The organism is Tenacibaculum sp. 190524A02b (assembly GCF_964036645.1).
GTDB lineage: Bacteria > Bacteroidota > Bacteroidia > Flavobacteriales > Flavobacteriaceae > Polaribacter > Polaribacter vairaonense.
Genome location: NZ_OZ038525.1, coordinates 2,075,258 through 2,093,102, shown reverse-complemented (window position 1 = coordinate 2,093,102; position 17,845 = coordinate 2,075,258). Strand labels below are relative to the sequence as shown.

The window sequence follows — 17,845 nt, the reverse complement described above, 5'->3', positions numbered from 1 at the left end:
AATAACTTAAAATGCAAATCGTTAGATTTGCATTTTAAGTTGTTGGTAACTAATACTAAACAAGATGAATCGTATTTTATTATTAGAAAAGGAATTGGCTTCTTTAAGAGCTAAATTGAGAACGCACGAATTGTATGACTCATTAAAAACAATTGATGATGTAAAAATGTTTATGGAAGAACATGTATTTGCCGTTTGGGATTTTATGTCATTACTAAAAGCATTACAACAACAATTAACATGTGTTAGTTTACCGTGGATTCCTGTTGTGAACCCTAAAACTGCCCGCTTTATTAATGAAATTGTATTAGGGGAAGAAACAGATGTTAATGAATTAGGAGAGCCTAAAAGTCATTTTGAAATGTATATAGATGCCATGTTTCAAGTAGGTGCAAATACATCTGAAATGTCTAATTTTATTTCAAATATTATTGATGGAGGAACAGTGAATTCTGTATTACAAAACCTGCATATAGAAGAAGAAACAAAAGAATTTACTTCATTTACATTTGATGTATTAAATACTCAGGAACCTCATATTATAGCGGCTAGTTTTACTTTTGGGAGAGAAGATTTGATACCTGATATGTTTTTAGAAATTGTAAAAAAGACAGAAGAAAAAGAAAATAAAGATTACAGTAAGTTAAGCTATTACTTAAATAGACATATTGAATTGGATGGAGATGAGCATGGGCCATTGTCATTACAAATGATAGAAGAGTTATGTGGTGAAGATGAGCAAAAATGGAATGATGTTTTGTATTATGCAAAAGCTTCTTTAGAAAAAAGAATTTCATTGTGGGACGGAATTACTGCAAGAATAAAAAATGCTGTTTTAATTTAAATGAGTATTAAATTTTCAATCATAATCCCTGTTTATAATAGGCCTAAAGAAATTGAAGAGTTATTAGAAAGTTTAACAAAACAAGAGTATAAGGAAAGCTTTGAGGTTATCATTATAGAAGATGGATCAAGTGAAGTATCTGAAAAGGTTGTAAAAAAATTTGAGTCAACTTTAGAGATAAAATACTTTCTTAAAGAAAATACTGGAGCTGGTTTAAGTAGGAACTATGGAATGGAAAGAGCTTCTGGTAATTACTTTATCATCTTAGATTCAGATGTGTTAGTGCCTTCAAAATACTTGATAGAAGTAGAGAAAGCACTTATAAAAAAATATACTGATGCTTATGGTGGGCCAGATGCTGCTCATAAAAGTTTTACTTCATTACAAAAGGCTATTAATTATTCCATGACGTCTATAATAACAACAGGAGGGATACGTGGAAAGAAAAAAAGCGTAGGAAAGTTTCAACCTAGAAGTTTTAATTTAGGAATGTCAAGAAAAGCCTTTGAAGTAACCCAAGGATTTTCAGCATTAAAAGCAGGAGAAGATATTGATTTAACTTTTCGTTTATGGGAAAATAACCTAGAAACCCAATTGGTTGAAAAGGCGTACGTATATCATAAAAGAAGAAGTACAATTAAGCAATTTTTCAAGCAAACCTTTGCTTTTGGGACAGCTAGACCAAAACTTAACAGAAAATATCCAGAGACAGCCAAAATCACTTATTGGTTTCCTAGTTTGTTTATTATTAGTTTAGATATAGCTATTATAGCTTTGCTATTTGGTTTTTGGCAGTTTTTGCTAGTGTATGTAGTGTATTTTGGTTTACTATTTATAGATTCTTTATTTCAAAATAAAAACATTAAAGTAGCTTTTTTAAGTATTATTACTACGCTAACACAGTTCTATGGCTATGGAATGGGGTTTTTACAATCACAATTTTTAAAAAAGTAAAAGCTCTCGAAAGAGAGCTATATTTTATATAATAGAAGAAATATTTTCTGGTGGGCGGCCTATGACAGCTTTATCACCATTGATAACTATTGGTCGCTCAATAAGCTTAGGGTTCTCAACCATTGCTTTAATTATTTCAGCGTCGGTTAAGTCTTTTCCTTTATAACTTTCTTTCCAGACTTTTTCATTTTTACGAACCAATTCTATTGGAGAAATACCAAGAAGTTTAACAATCGCATTTAATTCTTCTTCAGAAGGCACATTGTCAAGATATTTAATAACCTCAAACTCTTTTCCAGACTCTTCTAAAATTTGTAAACCATTTCTAGATTTACTACATCTATTATTGTGGTATATTTTTATCATTCTAAATCTAAAACTTTTTTATTAATAGCGTAAAAACGCCTTTTTTGTAAAGTATCAAAATTACGATTGCTAAAACTTTTAGACAAATTTTGACTAGGGTAATAAATATTTGATAAGTCCAATAGTGTATGAAATGTATTTACACTAGAAATTTTTTGATAAATATTTTGATTTGCAATAGCAAATTTGTTAGGAAAGGTGTTTTTATATAAATCCGAAAACCAAATTATTAAGGGGATTTCTAATTCATATTTTGAAGGGATATTATAACCATGAACTATTTTATTAGAGCCATCGTCAAATAAATTTTCTCCATGATCTGAAATATAATACATAAAAGAGACAGCTTGTGATTTTTTCAACTGATTAATTACCTGATGTAAAAAATAGTCTGTATACCTAATAGAGTTATCATAGCTATTGATAATTTCTGTTTTTTTAGAAATATTGGTAGCTCCTTCAATAGAAAGCCCTTTTTCTAAAGTAGGTGTAAAAACGTTATATTTTTCTGGGTATCTGTAATTGTATCTAAAATGACTTCCAATGGTATGAAAAATAATTAGTTTTTTACTAGCACTATTATCAGTAATAACCTTGTCTAGTATTGGAAGTAGTGTTCCATCAAGAGTAGCACTATCCATTGTAGTAGAAACATTTTTATAAACATCGGCTTGATCAGCATAAAAACCAAAAATACTTCCAACACTATAAGTTTGATTACTTAACCAGTATGTTTTAAATCCTGCTTCTTTAAATGGTGCAACTAAGCATGGTTCATTAAGTTTTATATTTATGTTATCAGGAGTAGCTCTAGTTAACATAAAAGGAATACTTAAAGAAGTAACATTAGCGCTTGTTTTTACATTTTTAAAAACAGCTAAATTCTTAATAGTATCAAGGTTAGGAGTGGTATTCCTTTTATAATTATACACACCGAAATTATGCTTTCTTGCAGTTTCTCCAATTACTAGCACATATATTTCTTGTTGATTTATCGAATCAATTTTTTTAGCCGAGAAAGAGAAGTTTTCAATGTCTTTTTGATACTCTTCTTTACTTTTTATTCCTTTAATTACATTAGAAGCCTTCATGAAAAAACCAGTGGGAAATGTTTTTCTAAATAAAACATTAAAAGAGTATTTACAAGCGCGTACTCTTTCTTCCCAGTTATCATTCATTTTATAGGCGAGCAAAGAATTTCGAATAAAGAGAATAGATAGTATGGTAATAAAAGAAAGAAGTATTATGTTTTTTGACTTTTTACTTAAAACAAAAGAAGGTTTAAGTTTTATTATAATGTATATATAAAAAGAAAGTGTAATTAAAGTAATTAATAGTAAAGGTAAATTACTGGATAATAATTCTGAAGCTTCGTGATAATTAGTTAAATAAATTGAAAGAATAGCTTCCTCGGAAGAGATGGCTTCAAAAGTTGAAATATGATAAAGTTCAAAAAAGACAAAGGGAATTATAAATGTAAGAAAACCAATGTATATTTTAGGCTTAATCCTGTAAAGAGGTACTAATACTATAGAGGTGCTAAGTAACAGAAATACTATTTTTTTTGTCAAAGTTCCCGTTACAGAATCTATTCCTGTGTAAATGATTAGTAGATTTGGAGAACAGATGATTAAAATTGCTAAAAACAGTAATAAATATTGTTTTTTCATAGCCTATAAAAATATAACTTACTTAACACTTAACCCTCTTTCTGCCCCATCATCATAAGAAAAGCTTTTAAAAACGGATTAATATCACCGTTCATAACTGCATCCACATTACCAGTTTCATGTGCTGTTCTTACATCTTTCACCAATTTATAAGGATGCATTACGTAATTACGAATTTGGCTACCCCATTCGTTTTTCATTTTATTCGCTTCAATATCGGCACGGGCAGCTTGACGTTTTTGCAGTTCTATCTCGTATAATTGTGATTTTAACATCTGTAAAGCAGTAGCCCTGTTATCATGTTGAGATCTAGAGTTAGAACATTGAATTTGGATACCTGTAGGTTTGTGCAATAACTGCACTTTAGTTTCTACTTTGTTTACATTTTGTCCACCAGCACCACTTGAACGAGCGGTAGTGATTTCAATATCAGCAGGGTTAATTTCAATTTCGATAGAATCATCCGCAACAGGATAAACATATACGGAAGAAAAAGAAGTATGACGCTTAGCGTTACTATCAAAAGGAGAAATACGTACCAATCTATGTACACCATTTTCACCTTTAAGCCAACCAAAGGCATAATCACCGTCAAGTTCAAGAGTAACCGTTTTAACACCAGCGACATCACCTTCTTGATAGTTAAGTGTTTTAATTTTAAAACCTTGTTTTTCTGCCCACATCATGTACATTCTCATCAACATTTCTGTCCAGTCACAACTTTCTGTTCCTCCAGCACCAGCCGTAATTTGAATTACTGCACTTAAACCATCTCCCTCTTCAGAAAGCATATTTTTAAATTCAATATCTTCTAAAAAAGACACTGTTTTCTCATAATGCTCATCTACTTCATTTTCATCAACTTCTCCTTCTTTGTAAAAATCGTACAAAACACTTAAATCTTCCTGTAGAGATACCGCAGTATTATAATCGTTTACCCATTTCTTTTTAAAACGTAACGATTTCATTAATACTTCCGCTTCTTTTGGATTGTTCCAAAAATTTGGGTCAGCAGTTTTTTCCTCTTCATTAGTAATTTCAATCAACTTTTTGTCAATGTCAAGATAGCTTTTTAACTTGCCAATTCGTTCAGTAATATCTTTAAGCTGTTCGTGTGTAATCATAAGATTGCAAAAATACACTTTACAAACTAAATTATAACTTAAATGGAAATCAATTTAATAAGCGACACTGTTACCAAACCAACTAAAGAAATGTTACAAGTAATGCTAGAAGCTAAAGTAGGAGATGATGTTTTTAAAGCAGATCCAACAGTAAATGCTCTACAAGAAAAAGTAGCTAATATGTTTGGAATGGAAGATGCTTTGTTTTTTCCATCAGGTACCATGGCTAATCAAACAGCTATAAAAATACATACACAACCAGGTGATAGAATGTTTTGTGATAAGTGGGCACATGTTTATAATTATGAAGGAGGAGGAGCGGCTTTTAATGCTGGAGTAACTTCTTGTTTGATTGATGGAAGTAGAGGAATGTTTACCGCAAAACAATTAGAGAGTTTGGTAGGAGGAAGAAATGATATTCATACACCATATAGTAGGTTGGTTTGTGTGGAAAATACTACAAATAAAGGTGGAGGAGCATGTTGGGATTTTGAAGAGTTAAAGGAAATAGAAAAAGTAGCTAAAAAGAATGATTTGAAATATCATCTAGATGGGGCTAGACTTTTTAATGCTTTGGTGGCAAAAAATGAAACAACTAAGCAATATGGAGAATTGTTTGATACAATTTCTATATGCTTATCTAAAGGGTTAGGAGCTCCAGTCGGGTCCGTTTTAGTAGGGAGTAAAGGACATATTGAAAAAGCATTACGAGTTCGTAAGCTATTTGGAGGAGGTATGCGCCAAGCTGGATTTTTAGCAGCAGCAGGAATCTATGCTTTAGAGAATCAGGTAGCGCGTTTATCAGAGGATCACCGTAGGGCAAAACAAATAGGAGAAGTTTTAGAGGATTGTTCTTATGTTAAAAAAGTAGAGCCAATTGAGACGAACATTATTATTTTTTATGTTGAAGAAACTATAAATCCAGATGAATTTATGCAGAAAATGGCAGATAAAGGAATTTTATTAATCTCTATGGGTGAAGGAAAAATACGTATTGTAACCCATCATGATTTTACAGATGATATGTTAGAAGTATTAATAAAGGAACTAAAAAGTTTTAAGTAAACGATTGTAAAAATATAATGTAACTAAAAGAATATTCGAACTATTGGGGAAATTGGAGAAGCAAAAATACTCTTGTTTTTATCGTACAAAACATCATATCGAATACCAAAAGAAACATGTCCTGTTCTATACGCTGCACCAAGATATAGGGCAGGATAGTTATAGTTTTCAGTAAAGCTTCTAGAACGTCTATTTACAAAAAGATGTTCAAACTCAGCTGAAAGTTGAATTTCATTCATAGGATTGTATAAAGAGATAATACTTCCACTATAAACGTTAGAAGAAAAGTTGTTTTGTTTGTTATATAAATAACCAACTCCTAGTCCTAAAGAAAATTGTTCGTTAAAATCATATACAGCACTTGGAGAAATTGCTACTGTTGTATTATTGTTTCCAAAGCCTAAACCAAAACCACCTCCAAATCTAACTTTATTCCAAAAATTTGACTCTTGAGCTGTTAAAGATGCACAACAAAACAAGAAGGAAATAAAAAGAACTCTCTTCATAAAAAATTAAGTATTAGATTGTTCTAATTTAGTTAATTTTTGATAGTTAATGTGTAGTTTTTTTAATAGGCTACCATAAATAACTTTATAAAATAACCATAGGATAACAAACATTAAGCTAAGTACAAGAACAACAGCAATTATTAATGAAACAATCAGTTGATTTTTACTACTTGGAGCTACAATACCATGCGTATTGTAATAGTTAATAAGTCCATCAAGATCATTAAATATAAAAAGTACAATTATAAGGTTTGCCAAAATAGCATAAAATAAGTTAAAGTAGACGTAGTATTTTACTACTTTTCTAGTGTTTAAAATCTTTTTAATAAGTGTTTTTGTACTATCAGAAACAGAAATAGACTTGTAATTTTTATAAAAAGCAACTAAAAATACTACAATAATGAAGTAGTGAAGGTATATACTGGTATATACTAAAGTGTTTAAATGTAATTCATCATATAAATCAGTATAAGAAGAACCTACAAAAACCATGTTAAGTCCACCCCAAAAAAGGAGTTCTAAAATACCAATAATAAAAATCCATTTCACGATTGATGACGACTTTGAGCGCGTCATTTTATAGATATCTACCTTAGAAACTTTTTCAGTTTCTTCAGGTTGATTATCCCAAGCTTTTTTATATTTATCTAATGCATCCATATAGTAAATTATGGTGTCAATATTTTCTTTAATTTATCTTTAGCTCTATTCATTTTTACCCTAGCGTTTACAGAACTAATACCTAAAGTATCAGCAATTTCTTTGTAAGGTTTGTCTTCAAGGTATAAAAATATTAGCGCTTTATCAATATCATTTAATTTATGTATAGCCTTATATAAAGCTTTAAGTTGTACTTCTTCAGTATCATCATATTCATTAGACTGTATTTTGTAAGCAAAGTCACTAATGTCTTGTGTTTTTACAGTTCTAGTCGATTTTCTATATAAAGAAATAGCAGTGTTTAAAGCCACACGATACATCCAAGTACTAAATTTAGCATCGCCTCGAAATTTTGTGTAGTTTTTCCATAGTTGAATAGTTATCTCTTGAAACAAATCATTATGAGCATCTTGGTTGGTAGTATAAATTCTACACACTTTATGCACAATATTTTGATTAGCTTCAAAATCTGATAAAAATTTATTTTCGAGTTCAGTTTGCACTAAATATAGTAACGTTTGATATTAAATAAGTAGCTCAAAAGTAAGAAACGTTACAGTATCATTATAATTTTTTAAGAATAAAAATATAGTAACTGTTCATTATAGTATTGTATAGGTAGAAAATTATTAGATAAATTGAATTTTACAATTCATCTCAAAAAAAATACAGTTCGGTAGTTTTTAATTTAAAAAGTAAGGGCATTCAAAGATATTTGTAGTGTAAATAATTAAAAACAGCACCATGAAATTATTAATCAATCTTTTGTTTTTTGTGATCAATCTAACAGTACAACACGTGTCTGCTCAAGAACAAAGTATTACAGTATCAGTAACCAATGCTACTTCAGATAAAGGAAAGGTAAATTTTGCTCTTTATACTAAAAAAGGATTTTTGAAAGAACCATTACAAAGAAAATCAGCAACTATTAAAAGAGGAATAAGTACTATTGTTTTTGACAAAATAGAGCAAGGTGAGTATGCGGTAGTTTGTTATCATGATAAAAATAATAATGATATAATGGACTTTGAACCTAATGGAATGCCTACGGAAAACTATGGCGCTTCTAACAATACAATGAATTTTGGACCACCTAAATATAACGATGCAAAATTTATGCTTAATGATAAAAATGTATCTTTAGAAATCAGATTTTAATAACTAGCTAGCAATGAATACAGAGCAAATAAATTGGATAGAGCGATTGAAAAAAGATTTTTGGATTTGTTTAAAAATGACCATTATTTTCGGACTTGTATTTACATTAATAAACCAAGAATTTTCATTAAAAGGAGCAGGAACAGTATTTTTATTTTCAGCAATGTATTCATTTATATTAGGAATGGGGAATGGGTTTATAAATGATTATTTAACTACTAAATGGAGTTGGGTTACTCAAACTAATCAAAGGGTAACTGCCGCAATAGTTACTACGTTGTTGTATACAGTGATAGCTGTACTGTTTATACATTATGTGCAATATGTACTTATTTTTAAAAATGATGTAAGTATTCTTTTTTCTGAAAAGTTAATTATGACACATATGTTTACGGTGGTGCTCTCACTTGGTGTAGCAGTGTTTTTTCATGCTAGAGGTTTTATGTTGGCTTGGAAAAAAGCAGCTACTCAAGAAACACAACAACAACAAATAGTAGCTAAGACAGAAACAGCAAAATTTGAAACATTAAAGAGTCAAATAGATCCTCATTTTTTATTCAACAGTTTAAATGTATTAACGTCTTTGATTGGTGAAAACCCATATCAAGCAGAAAAATTTACAACCAAACTCTCAAAAATATATAGATATGTTTTAGAGCAGAGAAATAAAGAGTTAGTTCCAATACAAGAGGAGTTAAAATTTGCAAAAACATATATGGAATTATTACAAATGCGATTTGAAGATGCTGTTAAGTTTACCATTCCAACACAAGTAAGTAATTCAGAATTAAAAATAGTCCCGCTTTCACTGCAATTATTATTAGAAAATGCAGTAAAGCACAATGTTGTGTCTTCTAACAGGCCATTAGAAATACACATATTTGAACAAGAAGGCTTTTTGCAGGTTCAAAATAATATTAACCCAAAAGAAGCCATAGGAAAAAGCACCAAAGTAGGATTAAGAAATATTGCTGATAGATATGGATTAATAACTGATATAGGTGTGAAAGTAACCAATAATAACAAAACATTTACAGTGAGTTTACCACTGTTAATAAAAGCAACAGACATGAAAATTAATACAGATACATTAGAAAATAGTAAATATGTAAAAGCAGTAGAGAAAGTAGAGAAACTAAAAGAGTTTTACCAAAACTTAGTTTCTTATTGTTTAGTAATACCGTTTTTGATCTATATAAATTTAACGTTTTCATCACAATTCCATTGGTTTTGGTTTCCGATGATAGGATGGGGAATTGGATTATTTTTCCACTTTTTAGAAATAAATAATTACAGCTTGTTCTTAGGGAAAAACTGGGAAGAAAGAAAAATAAAAGAAATAATGGAAGAGGAAAAAAAACGTAGGCACTAATGGAACAAGAATATATAAAGGAAGAACAGTATATAAAAGCTAAAAAAAGGGTAAAAGAAGTAAAAGATTTTTATGGACATTTATCAGTCTATTTAATAGTGAATACATGTATAAGTATTGTTGTTATACTAGGTTTTATATACGAGGAAAAAAGAACCCTTAATCAAGCTATTAAACATTTAGGAGTGTATATGACGTGGTTAGGCTGGGGAATTGGATTAGTCTTTCACTGGATGGAAGTTTTTGGAAAAAATAAATTAGGGTTTGGTAAAGATTGGGAAGAGAGAAAAATAAAAGAACTAATGTCAAAAGATAATAATCTAAACTAAAAATGGAAAACAATAACCTATATCGTTATAAATATTCAAAAGCGAGAAAGAAAGCAAAAAAAATAAAGAAATTATATGTACATACTATAATTACCATTGTAATGATTCCTGTTTTGATTATTATCAATAAAAAATATATACCAATGCATAACTGGTTTTGGTATCCATTAATAGGAATGATTTTAAGTTTGTTTTTTCATTGGATTAATGTTTATAAAGAATACCAGTTAATCTTTGGGAAAACATGGGAGGAAAGAAAAGTAAATGAGATAATGAATAAAGAAAAAGAACCTAATAACTAATTATCTATTATCATGGAAAATAATTATATCAAAGAATATCAATACATAAAAGCAAAAAAACGAACAGAAAAAATAAAAGGGTTTTACATTCATACAATAATCACGGTGTTTATAATAGTAGCATTAATATTTATTAATTTAAAATTTTCAGCTGAATATCATTGGTTTTGGTACCCAATAACAGGTGTAAGTTTAGGGTTGATTGTTCATTTTATAAGTGTCTTTGGGGTAGACAAATTAGGTTTTGGAAAAGACTGGGAGGAAAGAAAAATAAAACAATTTCTTGAAGAAAATCGATAGATATGGAAAATCAGTTTATAAAGGAACATAATTACATGTTAGCCAAAAAGAAAGTTGAGAAAATAAAAGCATTTTATATTCATGCAATAATAACGGTGTTAACAATGCCAATAATAATAGTTGTGAATTTAAAGTTTGTGCCCCATTATCATTGGTTTTGGTATCCATTAATAGGAATGAGTTTAGGAGTGTTTTTTCATTGGTTTGGAGTGTTTGGAGCAGACAAGCTTGGATTTGGAAAAAACTGGGAAGAAAAAAAGATACAACAATTTTTAGATAAAGAAAATAGAAGATGAAAAATGAGTTAACAAAGGAGCGTAAGTATATCTTAGCAAAGAAAAGAGTTGAGAAAATAAAAGGATTTTATTGGCATGCCGTAGCTTATGTTATAGTAAATGTATTTATATCTAGTGTTATTGTGATAGGTTTAATGTCTGATGAAGGAGATACATTTAAAGATGCAATTAGTAATTTTGGAGTGTATGCAACTTGGTTATTTTGGGGTATTGGATTGTTCTTTCATTGGCTAGGAGTTTTTGGATCAAGAATATTTTTTAGTAAGAATTGGGAAGAGCAAAAAATACAGGAATTTATGAATGAAAATAATAGGTAGAGAAAAGATGGAAACGGGTAATTTAAATAAGGAAGAAAAATATTACAAAGCAAAAAAAAGAGTAGAACAGTTGAAAAAATACTATACTCATTTAGTGGTATATGTTGTAGTTAATCTTTTTGTAAGTGTAAAGAAAATAGTTAGAAATTTAGATAATGGAGAAACTTTTCAGGAAGCGTTTTTTGATTTAGGAACCTTTATTTTATGGATTTTTTGGGGAATAGGTATTATTTATCACACATTTAATGTTTTTGGATTTGATTTCTTGCTAGGTAAAAACTGGGAGAGAAATAAAATAGAAGAGTTTATGAGTGATAGAACTATTTAGAGACGAGAAGTGTGACAGTAGTATATTGTGCTATTAAAAAATGAAGAGGTAAACTACTTCGGGATATTATACCCTTTGGAGGTGCCAATAAAAACGAATCAGTAAAATAATACCAAACGAAAATAAAAACAATGAATATAGTAATTATAGAAGATGAAAAACCAGCAGCAAGAAGGTTACAAAGAATGCTAGGTGTGTTAAACTTAGAAGCAAAACAAATGTTGCATTCAGTAGAAGAAGCAATTAATTGGTTTCAAAATAATGAGCACCCTGATTTAATTTTTCTAGATATTCAATTATCAGATGGTTTATCTTTTGAAATCTTTGAAGAAGTAACGGTAAAATCGGCTATAATTTTTACAACAGCGTATGATGAATACGCTTTAAAAGCTTTTAAATTAAATTCTATAGATTATTTGCTGAAGCCTATTGATGAAGACGAGTTGAAAATTGCTGTAGAAAAGTATCAAGAGAACCAACCTAAACAAACCGATTTAAAAGTAAATATAGAGGATATAAGAAAACTGTTAATAAATCCAATTGATAGAAAGTATAAAAAACGATTTACTATTAAAGTTGGCCAACACATTAAAATTGTACACGCTGATGAAATAGAATGTTTTTATTCGGAAAATAAAGCAAGTTACATTCATACCAATGGCAATAGAAACTATTTATTAGATCATTCATTAGAACATTGGCAAGAGCAATTAAACCCAGAACACTTTTTTAGAGTTAACCGAACCTATATTGTACATATAAATGCAATAAAAGATATTGTATCGTATACAAATTCTCGCTTACAGTTAAAGTTACATAATTATGAAGAAGCAGAAATAATAGTAAGTAGAGAAAGAGTAAAAGATTTTAAAAACTGGATAGATTAACAACTCACTAGTAAAAAATAACAGTTCACTTATTTTAATTTCTACTTTCGTTTTTTCTTTTTCATTTTTGAGGAAAATTAAATAAGTATGAATAAGTTTTTTAAAGCATTAGCAATAGGAATAACAACAAGCATTGTGTTTTGTGTTGTTTTTGTTGCTTTTTTTTATTTTTTTATGAATGAGAAAGAAATGGTTAATAAGTATTTTATATCACGATTAATTTCAATAATCTTTTTTCCTGTATTTTTTTCAGTTTATTTTTTTAGGAGAGAGAATATAGATGAATTGAAGTTTTTAAAATACTTAATAAGGGTAGTGGTATTTTCAGTTTTGGGTGATTTGTTTCTTACCATTATTAAAACATATGGGAGTGGTTTTTTTAATTTTAGTCCAAGTTTAAATCAAACATTTTTTACAATACTAGTAGCTCTAGCTTCGTCTTTGATATTGTATACTTCAAGGTGGAAGCAAAAAGAAATTATTTATAAAAAAGATAATCTATTATATAGTTGGTTTTTGGTAACAGTATTTTGGTGTTTTTTTTCAATATTGAATTCAAAGCTTGATTTTTATCTCTTAGTATTAGCTTCTTTAGGACAAGTTTATGTTTGGTTATTACATTTTATGAAAAAAAGTAAAAACTCAAAACACCTCAAATATATATATTATTTATTTTTAGTAACTAGCCCTTTAGTTTATGCTTTTCTGCTTGGAGAGATAGATAAAGAAGTGTACTATAGTAGCTCTATTATTTTTGAAATAGCATTAGGTGGTATAAGTTACGAAATGACTTTGTTAAGAGAGGTTATAATTCCAGTAGTTTATTTTATGTTAATTAAAATATTGAGTTGTTTTATATATACGTTTAAAGAAACAAAAATAAATAAAGAAAAAGAAAGCAAAGAATTACAAGAGAACTATAAGAATCTAAAAGAAAGGTTAAGTCCAGATTATTTATTTCAAAACCTAAACTATTTAAGTAATATAATAGAAGAAGCCCCAGTTAAATCAATTCAATTTTCAGAAAATCTTTCGGAAGTGTATAGGTATTTCTTAAAGAATGAAAAAGAAGACATTGTAAAATTAAAAGAAGAAGTAGGTTTTATAGAAAGTTATGTTAGTATTTATAAAGCTAAAACTAACTATAGATTAGTTTTTGAAATAGAAATTAAAGAAAAGTACATGGAGAGCTATATAGTTTCAGGAGTTGTTTATGCAATACTGAAACAACTAGAAAACGCCCCCAAAAAAGAGGTGAATTATAGGTTTAGTGTGATAGAAGAGCAGTTAACTGTAGAAATAGATAGTATTCTAGAACTAGATAATGAAATGGAGTTTATAAAAAATAAGTATTCCTATTTTACAGAAGAGTGTGTACAGTTTTTTAACTCTAATAATAAAACATTAATCAAACTTCCAATTTTGTCAGAATATTAAAAAAACTATGATTATGAAAAAAAATAGAATAATACAGTTATTAAAAATAATTAGTATTTCAGCATTTTGTGTTATAGCTGTATTTATACTTGATTACAAGTATATCAACAACCAAGAAATATATGAGAGTTTTTTTTCTAGTGGAAGAATTATAGATTTTATATCCTTTATTATACCAATAACACTGTCAAAATACTTTTTAGAACAAGTTAATGAAAAAAAAGTAAGTAGTATACTTTATTATTTGTTTTCTTCGGTATTATACTCAATCTTGGTACAGATTATAATAAATCCGTTCATTAGAGAGAATGTTATATTGATAGAAGCTTATAATATAGCATTAGATGCAAAATATATTATGTTTACAATTCATCAGGCATTAGTAAGGGCGTCTCTGGTTAGTATTATTTTATTTGTAGTTTTTAAAAATAAAGAATTAAAAAATCAAGTTCTAACATATTCATTAAGTACATTAATACTGTCTTGGTTTTTGGTAACTTTATTAAGGAGCTATTATTATTTCTATTTTACAACGCCCTTTTTTTTAATTATAAATATAATAATAGGGATTTTAGGTGTATTATACATTGCTATCTTGTATTTTCTTTCAATTAAACAAATGAATACTTTAAAGAGATTGTTGTTTGTTAGTATTATTTATCCTGTTGTTATATGTTTATTGTTCTTTGTTTTAGAAAAAATTGAAGTTTTAAGATTTGAAAGTTTGTTAGATTTGTTAGTGTTCTTGTATGTTTATATAATACCTATGACAATAACCAATCATTTTTTTGCCTTATATAAAACAGTAATAAGAAAAGAAAAGCAGTTTATAAAAAAAGGACTTAGGTCAAAAGCAGAATACCAGCAGTTAAAAAAGCAATTAAGTCCGCATTTTTTATTTAATAACATAAATGTATTAACCTCATTTATTGAAGAGTCTCCTAAAAAAGCAGCTATATATTGTAAAAAGCTGTCAAATATTTATCAGCATTTTTTAGAACAAGAAAAGCATGATTTAGTGAGTTTAAAAAGAGAAATGGAGTTTGTTCAAGATTATTTAGATTTACTTGAGAGTAGGTATGAAAAATCGTTTTCGTATTGTATATCTATTGAAGGAAAACATTTAGAGAAGAAATTGGTGACTACTTCCTTACAACAGATAATAGAAAATGTTGTAAAACATAATGAAATTAGTAAGCAAACACCAGTAAGAGTAAGAATAATTTCGTACGAAGATTATATAGTAATAATTAACAATGTTAATTTGAAATTAACAAAAAGTTATAGTGGAAAAGGAATTAAGAATATTGTTGAACGTTATAGTTATTTTACAAAAAATAAGGTGATGGTTGAAAATAGTGAAACCAACTTTTTAATAAAACTCCCTCTTTTAAAAGTTTAATATGAATTCATTAATAATAGAAGATGAAATGCCTTCGGTAAGAAAGCTGGAAAGAATGCTTGTTGATTTTAAAGTAGAAGTTTTAGGTTCTGTACCTTCTGTAAAAAAAGCAATTGATTGGCTACAGAAAAATAAGCATCCAGATATTATTTTTTTAGATGTAGAGTTGTCGGATGGAGTCTGTTTTGAAATTTTTGAGAAGATAGAGGTTTGTTCTAAAATTATTTTTACAACTGCATATAGTACCTATAGTATTAAAGCCTTTGATTATAATAGTATTTCCTATTTATTAAAACCAATAAAAAAAGAACAAATAAATAAGGTCATGCTAAAAGCAAGAAGGTTAAAAGATGAAGAAGAAGATTTTATAAAGTTAAAAGAGATGTTTAAAAATACTCAAGTAGAATCTTATAAAAGTTCATTTACTATAAAAAATGGTAAAAAGATTAAAATAATAAAAGAAGAAGAAGTATTGTGTTTCTATAGTTTCGATAATGCTACTTTTGTTAAAACTATAAAATTTAATGCAGTTATAGATTATTCTTTAAGTGGTTTAGGTAATATTTTAAACCCAGAACACTTTTTTAGAGTTAACCGAACCTATATTGTACATATAAATGCAATAAAAGATATTGTATCGTATACAAATTCTCGCTTACAGTTAAAGTTACATAATTATGAAGAAGCAGAAATAATAGTAAGTAGAGAAAGAGTAAAAGATTTTAAAAACTGGATAGATTAAAAAAGAAAACCCACTCAAAAAGATGAGTGGGAAAAATTGCTATGAAAAAGAAAAAGTCTAAGGACGTCTCCAAAGACATTCCAAAGATACAAATAAAAAGCATTGTACCAAGAAAAAAGTAAAATATATTTGAAATTATTTTTAAAATAGATGATTTTGTATTACTTTAAATTAGTAGATGGTATGAAATAGGTAAGTTTTAAGCAAAAAAAAAAAAGCCTGCATTGCAAGCCTTTTTTCTTTAATCCCCTAAAAAAATCCGAAGCGTTAACTTCGGATTTGCGGAGAAAGAGGGATTCGAACCCCCGGACCTGTTACAGTCAACGGTTTTCAAGACCGCCGCATTCGACCACTCTGCCATTTCTCCTTTGTGGTATCAGGTATTCCCTGATTGCGGGTGCAAATATATGACCTTTTTTTAATTCTAAAAAAGTTTTTTTGAGTTTTTTTTGAATAAAAATCTAGAGAAAATACAAAGGTGATTGTAACATGTTTGTAGTCAGTGTTTTTTGCTTTTTTATCAAAAGAAAAAAAATAATAAAAAAATTAAACAGCCATACATATATAAAGAGTGTTCAGCTAAAACGTAGCATGAAACAGTAATTATAAGGGAATAATTGACGAATAATTATTAATATTTCATTGTGTTATTTTAATAATTAATTCTACTTTCGTTCCCAAAATAACTATAAGATGTTTAATTCATTCGGAAATATTTTAAAATTAACCACATTTGGTGAATCGCACGGTATTGCTATTGGGGGAATCATAGATGGTTTTCCAGCGGGCATGAAAGTAAATTTTGAGGCTATCCAAAATGAATTGGACAGACGTAAGCCTGGACAGTCGAAAATTGTAACGCAACGCAAAGAACCAGATACAGTAGAATTTTTATCTGGAATATTTGAAGGGGTTACTACAGGAGCTTCAATAGGGTTTGTTATAAAGAATACAAACCAAAAGAGTAAAGATTACAATCATAATACAAATGTGTATAGACCTTCTCATGCAGATTTTACCTATGATAAAAAATATGGTATAAGAGACCATAGAGGAGGAGGAAGAACTTCTGCTAGAGAAACAGCCAATTGGGTAGTTGCAGGAGCTTTAGCTAAGCAACTTATTAGTCATATTAATATTAATGCTTATACTTCTTCTGTTGGTAATATTTTTTTAGAAAAACCATATCAAGATTTAGACTTTTCCAAGATAGAGGAGAATATTGTTCGCTGCCCTGATGAGGAAATTGCGGAAAAAATGATTGATAGGATTAAAGAAATAAGAAAAGAAGGAGATACAATTGGTGGCACCATTACTTGTGTAGTTAAGAATACGCCAGTAGGTTTAGGTGAACCAATCTTTCATAAGTTACATGCAGAATTAGGAAAAGCAATGCTTTCAATTAACGCTGTTAAAGGTTTTGAGTTTGGAAGTGGATTCTGTGGAGCTAAGATGAAAGGATCTGAACATAATGATATTTTCAATTCAGATGGAAGTACAAAATCTAATCTTTCTGGAGGAATCCAAGGAGGAATATCAAATGGAATGGATGTGTATTTCAGGGTTGCTTTTAAACCAGTAGCTACAATTATGCAAAACCAGGAAACAATAAATGCTGAAGGAGAAGCTACAGAAATACTAGGTAAGGGAAGGCATGATCCTTGTGTAGTACCTAGGGCAGTACCAATTGTTGAAGCGCTGACAGCACTTGTCTTTGCAGATTTTTGGTTATCCAATAAAACAAGAAAAATATAAAAATGAGGCTCTTAAGAGCCTTTTTTTA

At 28.7% G+C, this 17,845-nt stretch carries 22 protein-coding genes and 1 tRNA gene; 16 read left to right on the top strand and 7 right to left on the bottom strand.

Going from position 1 to position 17,845, the window contains the following annotated elements:
- Positions 1-64: 64 nt before the first annotated feature.
- Both ABNT65_RS08290 and ABNT65_RS08285 read left to right on the top strand, forming a co-directional pair.
- Positions 65-844 (top strand): DUF3050 domain-containing protein, encoded by a 780-nt coding sequence (locus tag ABNT65_RS08290; RefSeq protein WP_348704652.1) that lies wholly within the window; start codon positions 65-67, stop codon positions 842-844.
- On the top strand, positions 845-1,798 hold the full coding sequence (locus ABNT65_RS08285) for a glycosyltransferase (RefSeq protein ID WP_348747649.1): 954 nt from the start codon (positions 845-847) through the stop codon (positions 1,796-1,798).
- A gap of 24 nt (positions 1,799-1,822) precedes the next feature.
- Here the strand turns inward: ABNT65_RS08285 and arsC are convergent, their stop codons facing one another.
- The 3 genes from arsC to prfB are packed head-to-tail and all read right to left on the bottom strand — an operon-like array spanning position 1,823 to position 4,958.
- On the bottom strand, positions 1,823-2,164 hold the full coding sequence (gene arsC, locus ABNT65_RS08280) for an arsenate reductase (glutaredoxin) (RefSeq protein WP_348738978.1): 342 nt from the start codon (positions 2,162-2,164) through the stop codon (positions 1,823-1,825).
- Entirely contained in the window at positions 2,161-3,834 is a 1,674-nt protein-coding gene (locus ABNT65_RS08275) for a phosphoethanolamine transferase (protein WP_348747648.1), read from the bottom strand. Before ABNT65_RS08275 ends, arsC begins: the two co-directional genes overlap by 4 nt.
- 29 nt (positions 3,835-3,863) lie before the next feature.
- A complete protein-coding gene (gene prfB, locus ABNT65_RS08270) occupies positions 3,864-4,958 on the bottom strand; it encodes a peptide chain release factor 2 (RefSeq protein ID WP_348704656.1) in 1,095 nt (364 codons plus the stop codon).
- Between the two features lie 42 nt (positions 4,959-5,000).
- On the opposite strand from prfB, the gene ABNT65_RS08265 reads away from it, so the two are divergent.
- The gene (locus ABNT65_RS08265) at positions 5,001-6,023 is read left to right on the top strand and encodes a GntG family PLP-dependent aldolase (RefSeq protein WP_348747647.1); all 1,023 of its coding nucleotides are present in this window, start codon (positions 5,001-5,003) and stop codon (positions 6,021-6,023) included.
- 23 nt (positions 6,024-6,046) lie between these two features.
- Here ABNT65_RS08265 and ABNT65_RS08260 read toward each other — a convergent pair whose 3' ends face one another.
- The 3 genes from ABNT65_RS08260 to ABNT65_RS08250 are packed head-to-tail and all read right to left on the bottom strand — an operon-like array spanning position 6,047 to position 7,695.
- Entirely contained in the window at positions 6,047-6,529 is a 483-nt protein-coding gene (locus ABNT65_RS08260) for a hypothetical protein (RefSeq protein ID WP_348738975.1), read from the bottom strand.
- 6 nt (positions 6,530-6,535) lie between these two features.
- Positions 6,536-7,192: a hypothetical protein gene (locus ABNT65_RS08255; protein WP_348738974.1), complete on the bottom strand. Its 657-nt coding sequence runs from the start codon at positions 7,190-7,192 to the stop codon at positions 6,536-6,538.
- 8 nt (positions 7,193-7,200) lie between these two features.
- Positions 7,201-7,695 carry an RNA polymerase sigma factor gene (locus ABNT65_RS08250; RefSeq protein ID WP_348704660.1) on the bottom strand — a complete coding sequence of 165 codons (495 nt, stop codon included), beginning with the start codon at positions 7,693-7,695 and terminating at the stop codon, positions 7,201-7,203.
- 241 nt (positions 7,696-7,936) lie between these two features.
- Between ABNT65_RS08250 and ABNT65_RS08245 the strand changes: the two genes are divergently transcribed.
- From ABNT65_RS08245 to ABNT65_RS08190, 12 genes are all read left to right on the top strand, one after another.
- A complete protein-coding gene (locus ABNT65_RS08245) occupies positions 7,937-8,350 on the top strand; it encodes a DUF2141 domain-containing protein (protein WP_348747646.1) in 414 nt (137 codons plus the stop codon).
- Positions 8,351-8,363: 13 nt separating this feature from the next.
- Positions 8,364-9,722, top strand: coding sequence for a histidine kinase (locus tag ABNT65_RS08240; protein ID WP_348738971.1), 1,359 nt, complete (start codon positions 8,364-8,366; stop codon positions 9,720-9,722).
- A complete protein-coding gene (locus ABNT65_RS08235) occupies positions 9,722-10,051 on the top strand; it encodes a 2TM domain-containing protein (protein ID WP_348747645.1) in 330 nt (109 codons plus the stop codon). Before ABNT65_RS08240 ends, ABNT65_RS08235 begins: the two co-directional genes overlap by 1 nt.
- Before the next feature lie 2 nt (positions 10,052-10,053).
- Complete coding sequence (locus ABNT65_RS08230) at positions 10,054-10,353, top strand: 2TM domain-containing protein (RefSeq protein ID WP_348747644.1); 300 nt, start codon at positions 10,054-10,056, stop codon at positions 10,351-10,353.
- 12 nt (positions 10,354-10,365) lie between these two features.
- The gene (locus tag ABNT65_RS08225) at positions 10,366-10,653 is read left to right on the top strand and encodes a 2TM domain-containing protein (RefSeq protein WP_348747643.1); all 288 of its coding nucleotides are present in this window, start codon (positions 10,366-10,368) and stop codon (positions 10,651-10,653) included.
- A gap of 2 nt (positions 10,654-10,655) precedes the next feature.
- Positions 10,656-10,949 carry a 2TM domain-containing protein gene (locus ABNT65_RS08220; RefSeq protein ID WP_348747642.1) on the top strand — a complete coding sequence of 98 codons (294 nt, stop codon included), beginning with the start codon at positions 10,656-10,658 and terminating at the stop codon, positions 10,947-10,949.
- Positions 10,946-11,266: a 2TM domain-containing protein gene (locus ABNT65_RS08215; protein ID WP_348747641.1), complete on the top strand. Its 321-nt coding sequence runs from the start codon at positions 10,946-10,948 to the stop codon at positions 11,264-11,266. Before ABNT65_RS08220 ends, ABNT65_RS08215 begins: the two co-directional genes overlap by 4 nt.
- Positions 11,250-11,594 (top strand): 2TM domain-containing protein, encoded by a 345-nt coding sequence (locus tag ABNT65_RS08210; protein ID WP_348704668.1) that lies wholly within the window; start codon positions 11,250-11,252, stop codon positions 11,592-11,594. The genes ABNT65_RS08215 and ABNT65_RS08210 overlap by 17 nt, the downstream gene beginning before the upstream one ends.
- A 131-nt stretch (positions 11,595-11,725) precedes the next feature.
- Positions 11,726-12,481, top strand: a complete 756-nt coding sequence (locus ABNT65_RS08205) for a LytTR family DNA-binding domain-containing protein (protein ID WP_348704669.1) — start codon at positions 11,726-11,728, stop codon at positions 12,479-12,481.
- An 87-nt stretch (positions 12,482-12,568) separates the two neighbouring features.
- Entirely contained in the window at positions 12,569-13,918 is a 1,350-nt protein-coding gene (locus ABNT65_RS08200) for a histidine kinase (RefSeq protein WP_348747640.1), read from the top strand.
- A 13-nt stretch (positions 13,919-13,931) separates the two neighbouring features.
- The gene (locus ABNT65_RS08195) at positions 13,932-15,320 is read left to right on the top strand and encodes a sensor histidine kinase (protein WP_348747639.1); all 1,389 of its coding nucleotides are present in this window, start codon (positions 13,932-13,934) and stop codon (positions 15,318-15,320) included.
- 1 nt (position 15,321) lies between these two features.
- Complete coding sequence (locus ABNT65_RS08190) at positions 15,322-16,062, top strand: LytTR family DNA-binding domain-containing protein (protein ID WP_348704672.1); 741 nt, start codon at positions 15,322-15,324, stop codon at positions 16,060-16,062.
- A 282-nt stretch (positions 16,063-16,344) separates the two neighbouring features.
- Here ABNT65_RS08190 and ABNT65_RS08185 read toward each other — a convergent pair.
- Positions 16,345-16,429 (bottom strand) — tRNA-Ser (locus tag ABNT65_RS08185).
- 326 nt (positions 16,430-16,755) lie between these two features.
- Here ABNT65_RS08185 and aroC point away from each other — a divergent pair.
- Positions 16,756-17,817, top strand: a complete 1,062-nt coding sequence (aroC, locus tag ABNT65_RS08180; RefSeq protein WP_348747638.1) for a chorismate synthase — start codon at positions 16,756-16,758, stop codon at positions 17,815-17,817.
- Positions 17,818-17,845 lie beyond the last annotated feature (28 nt).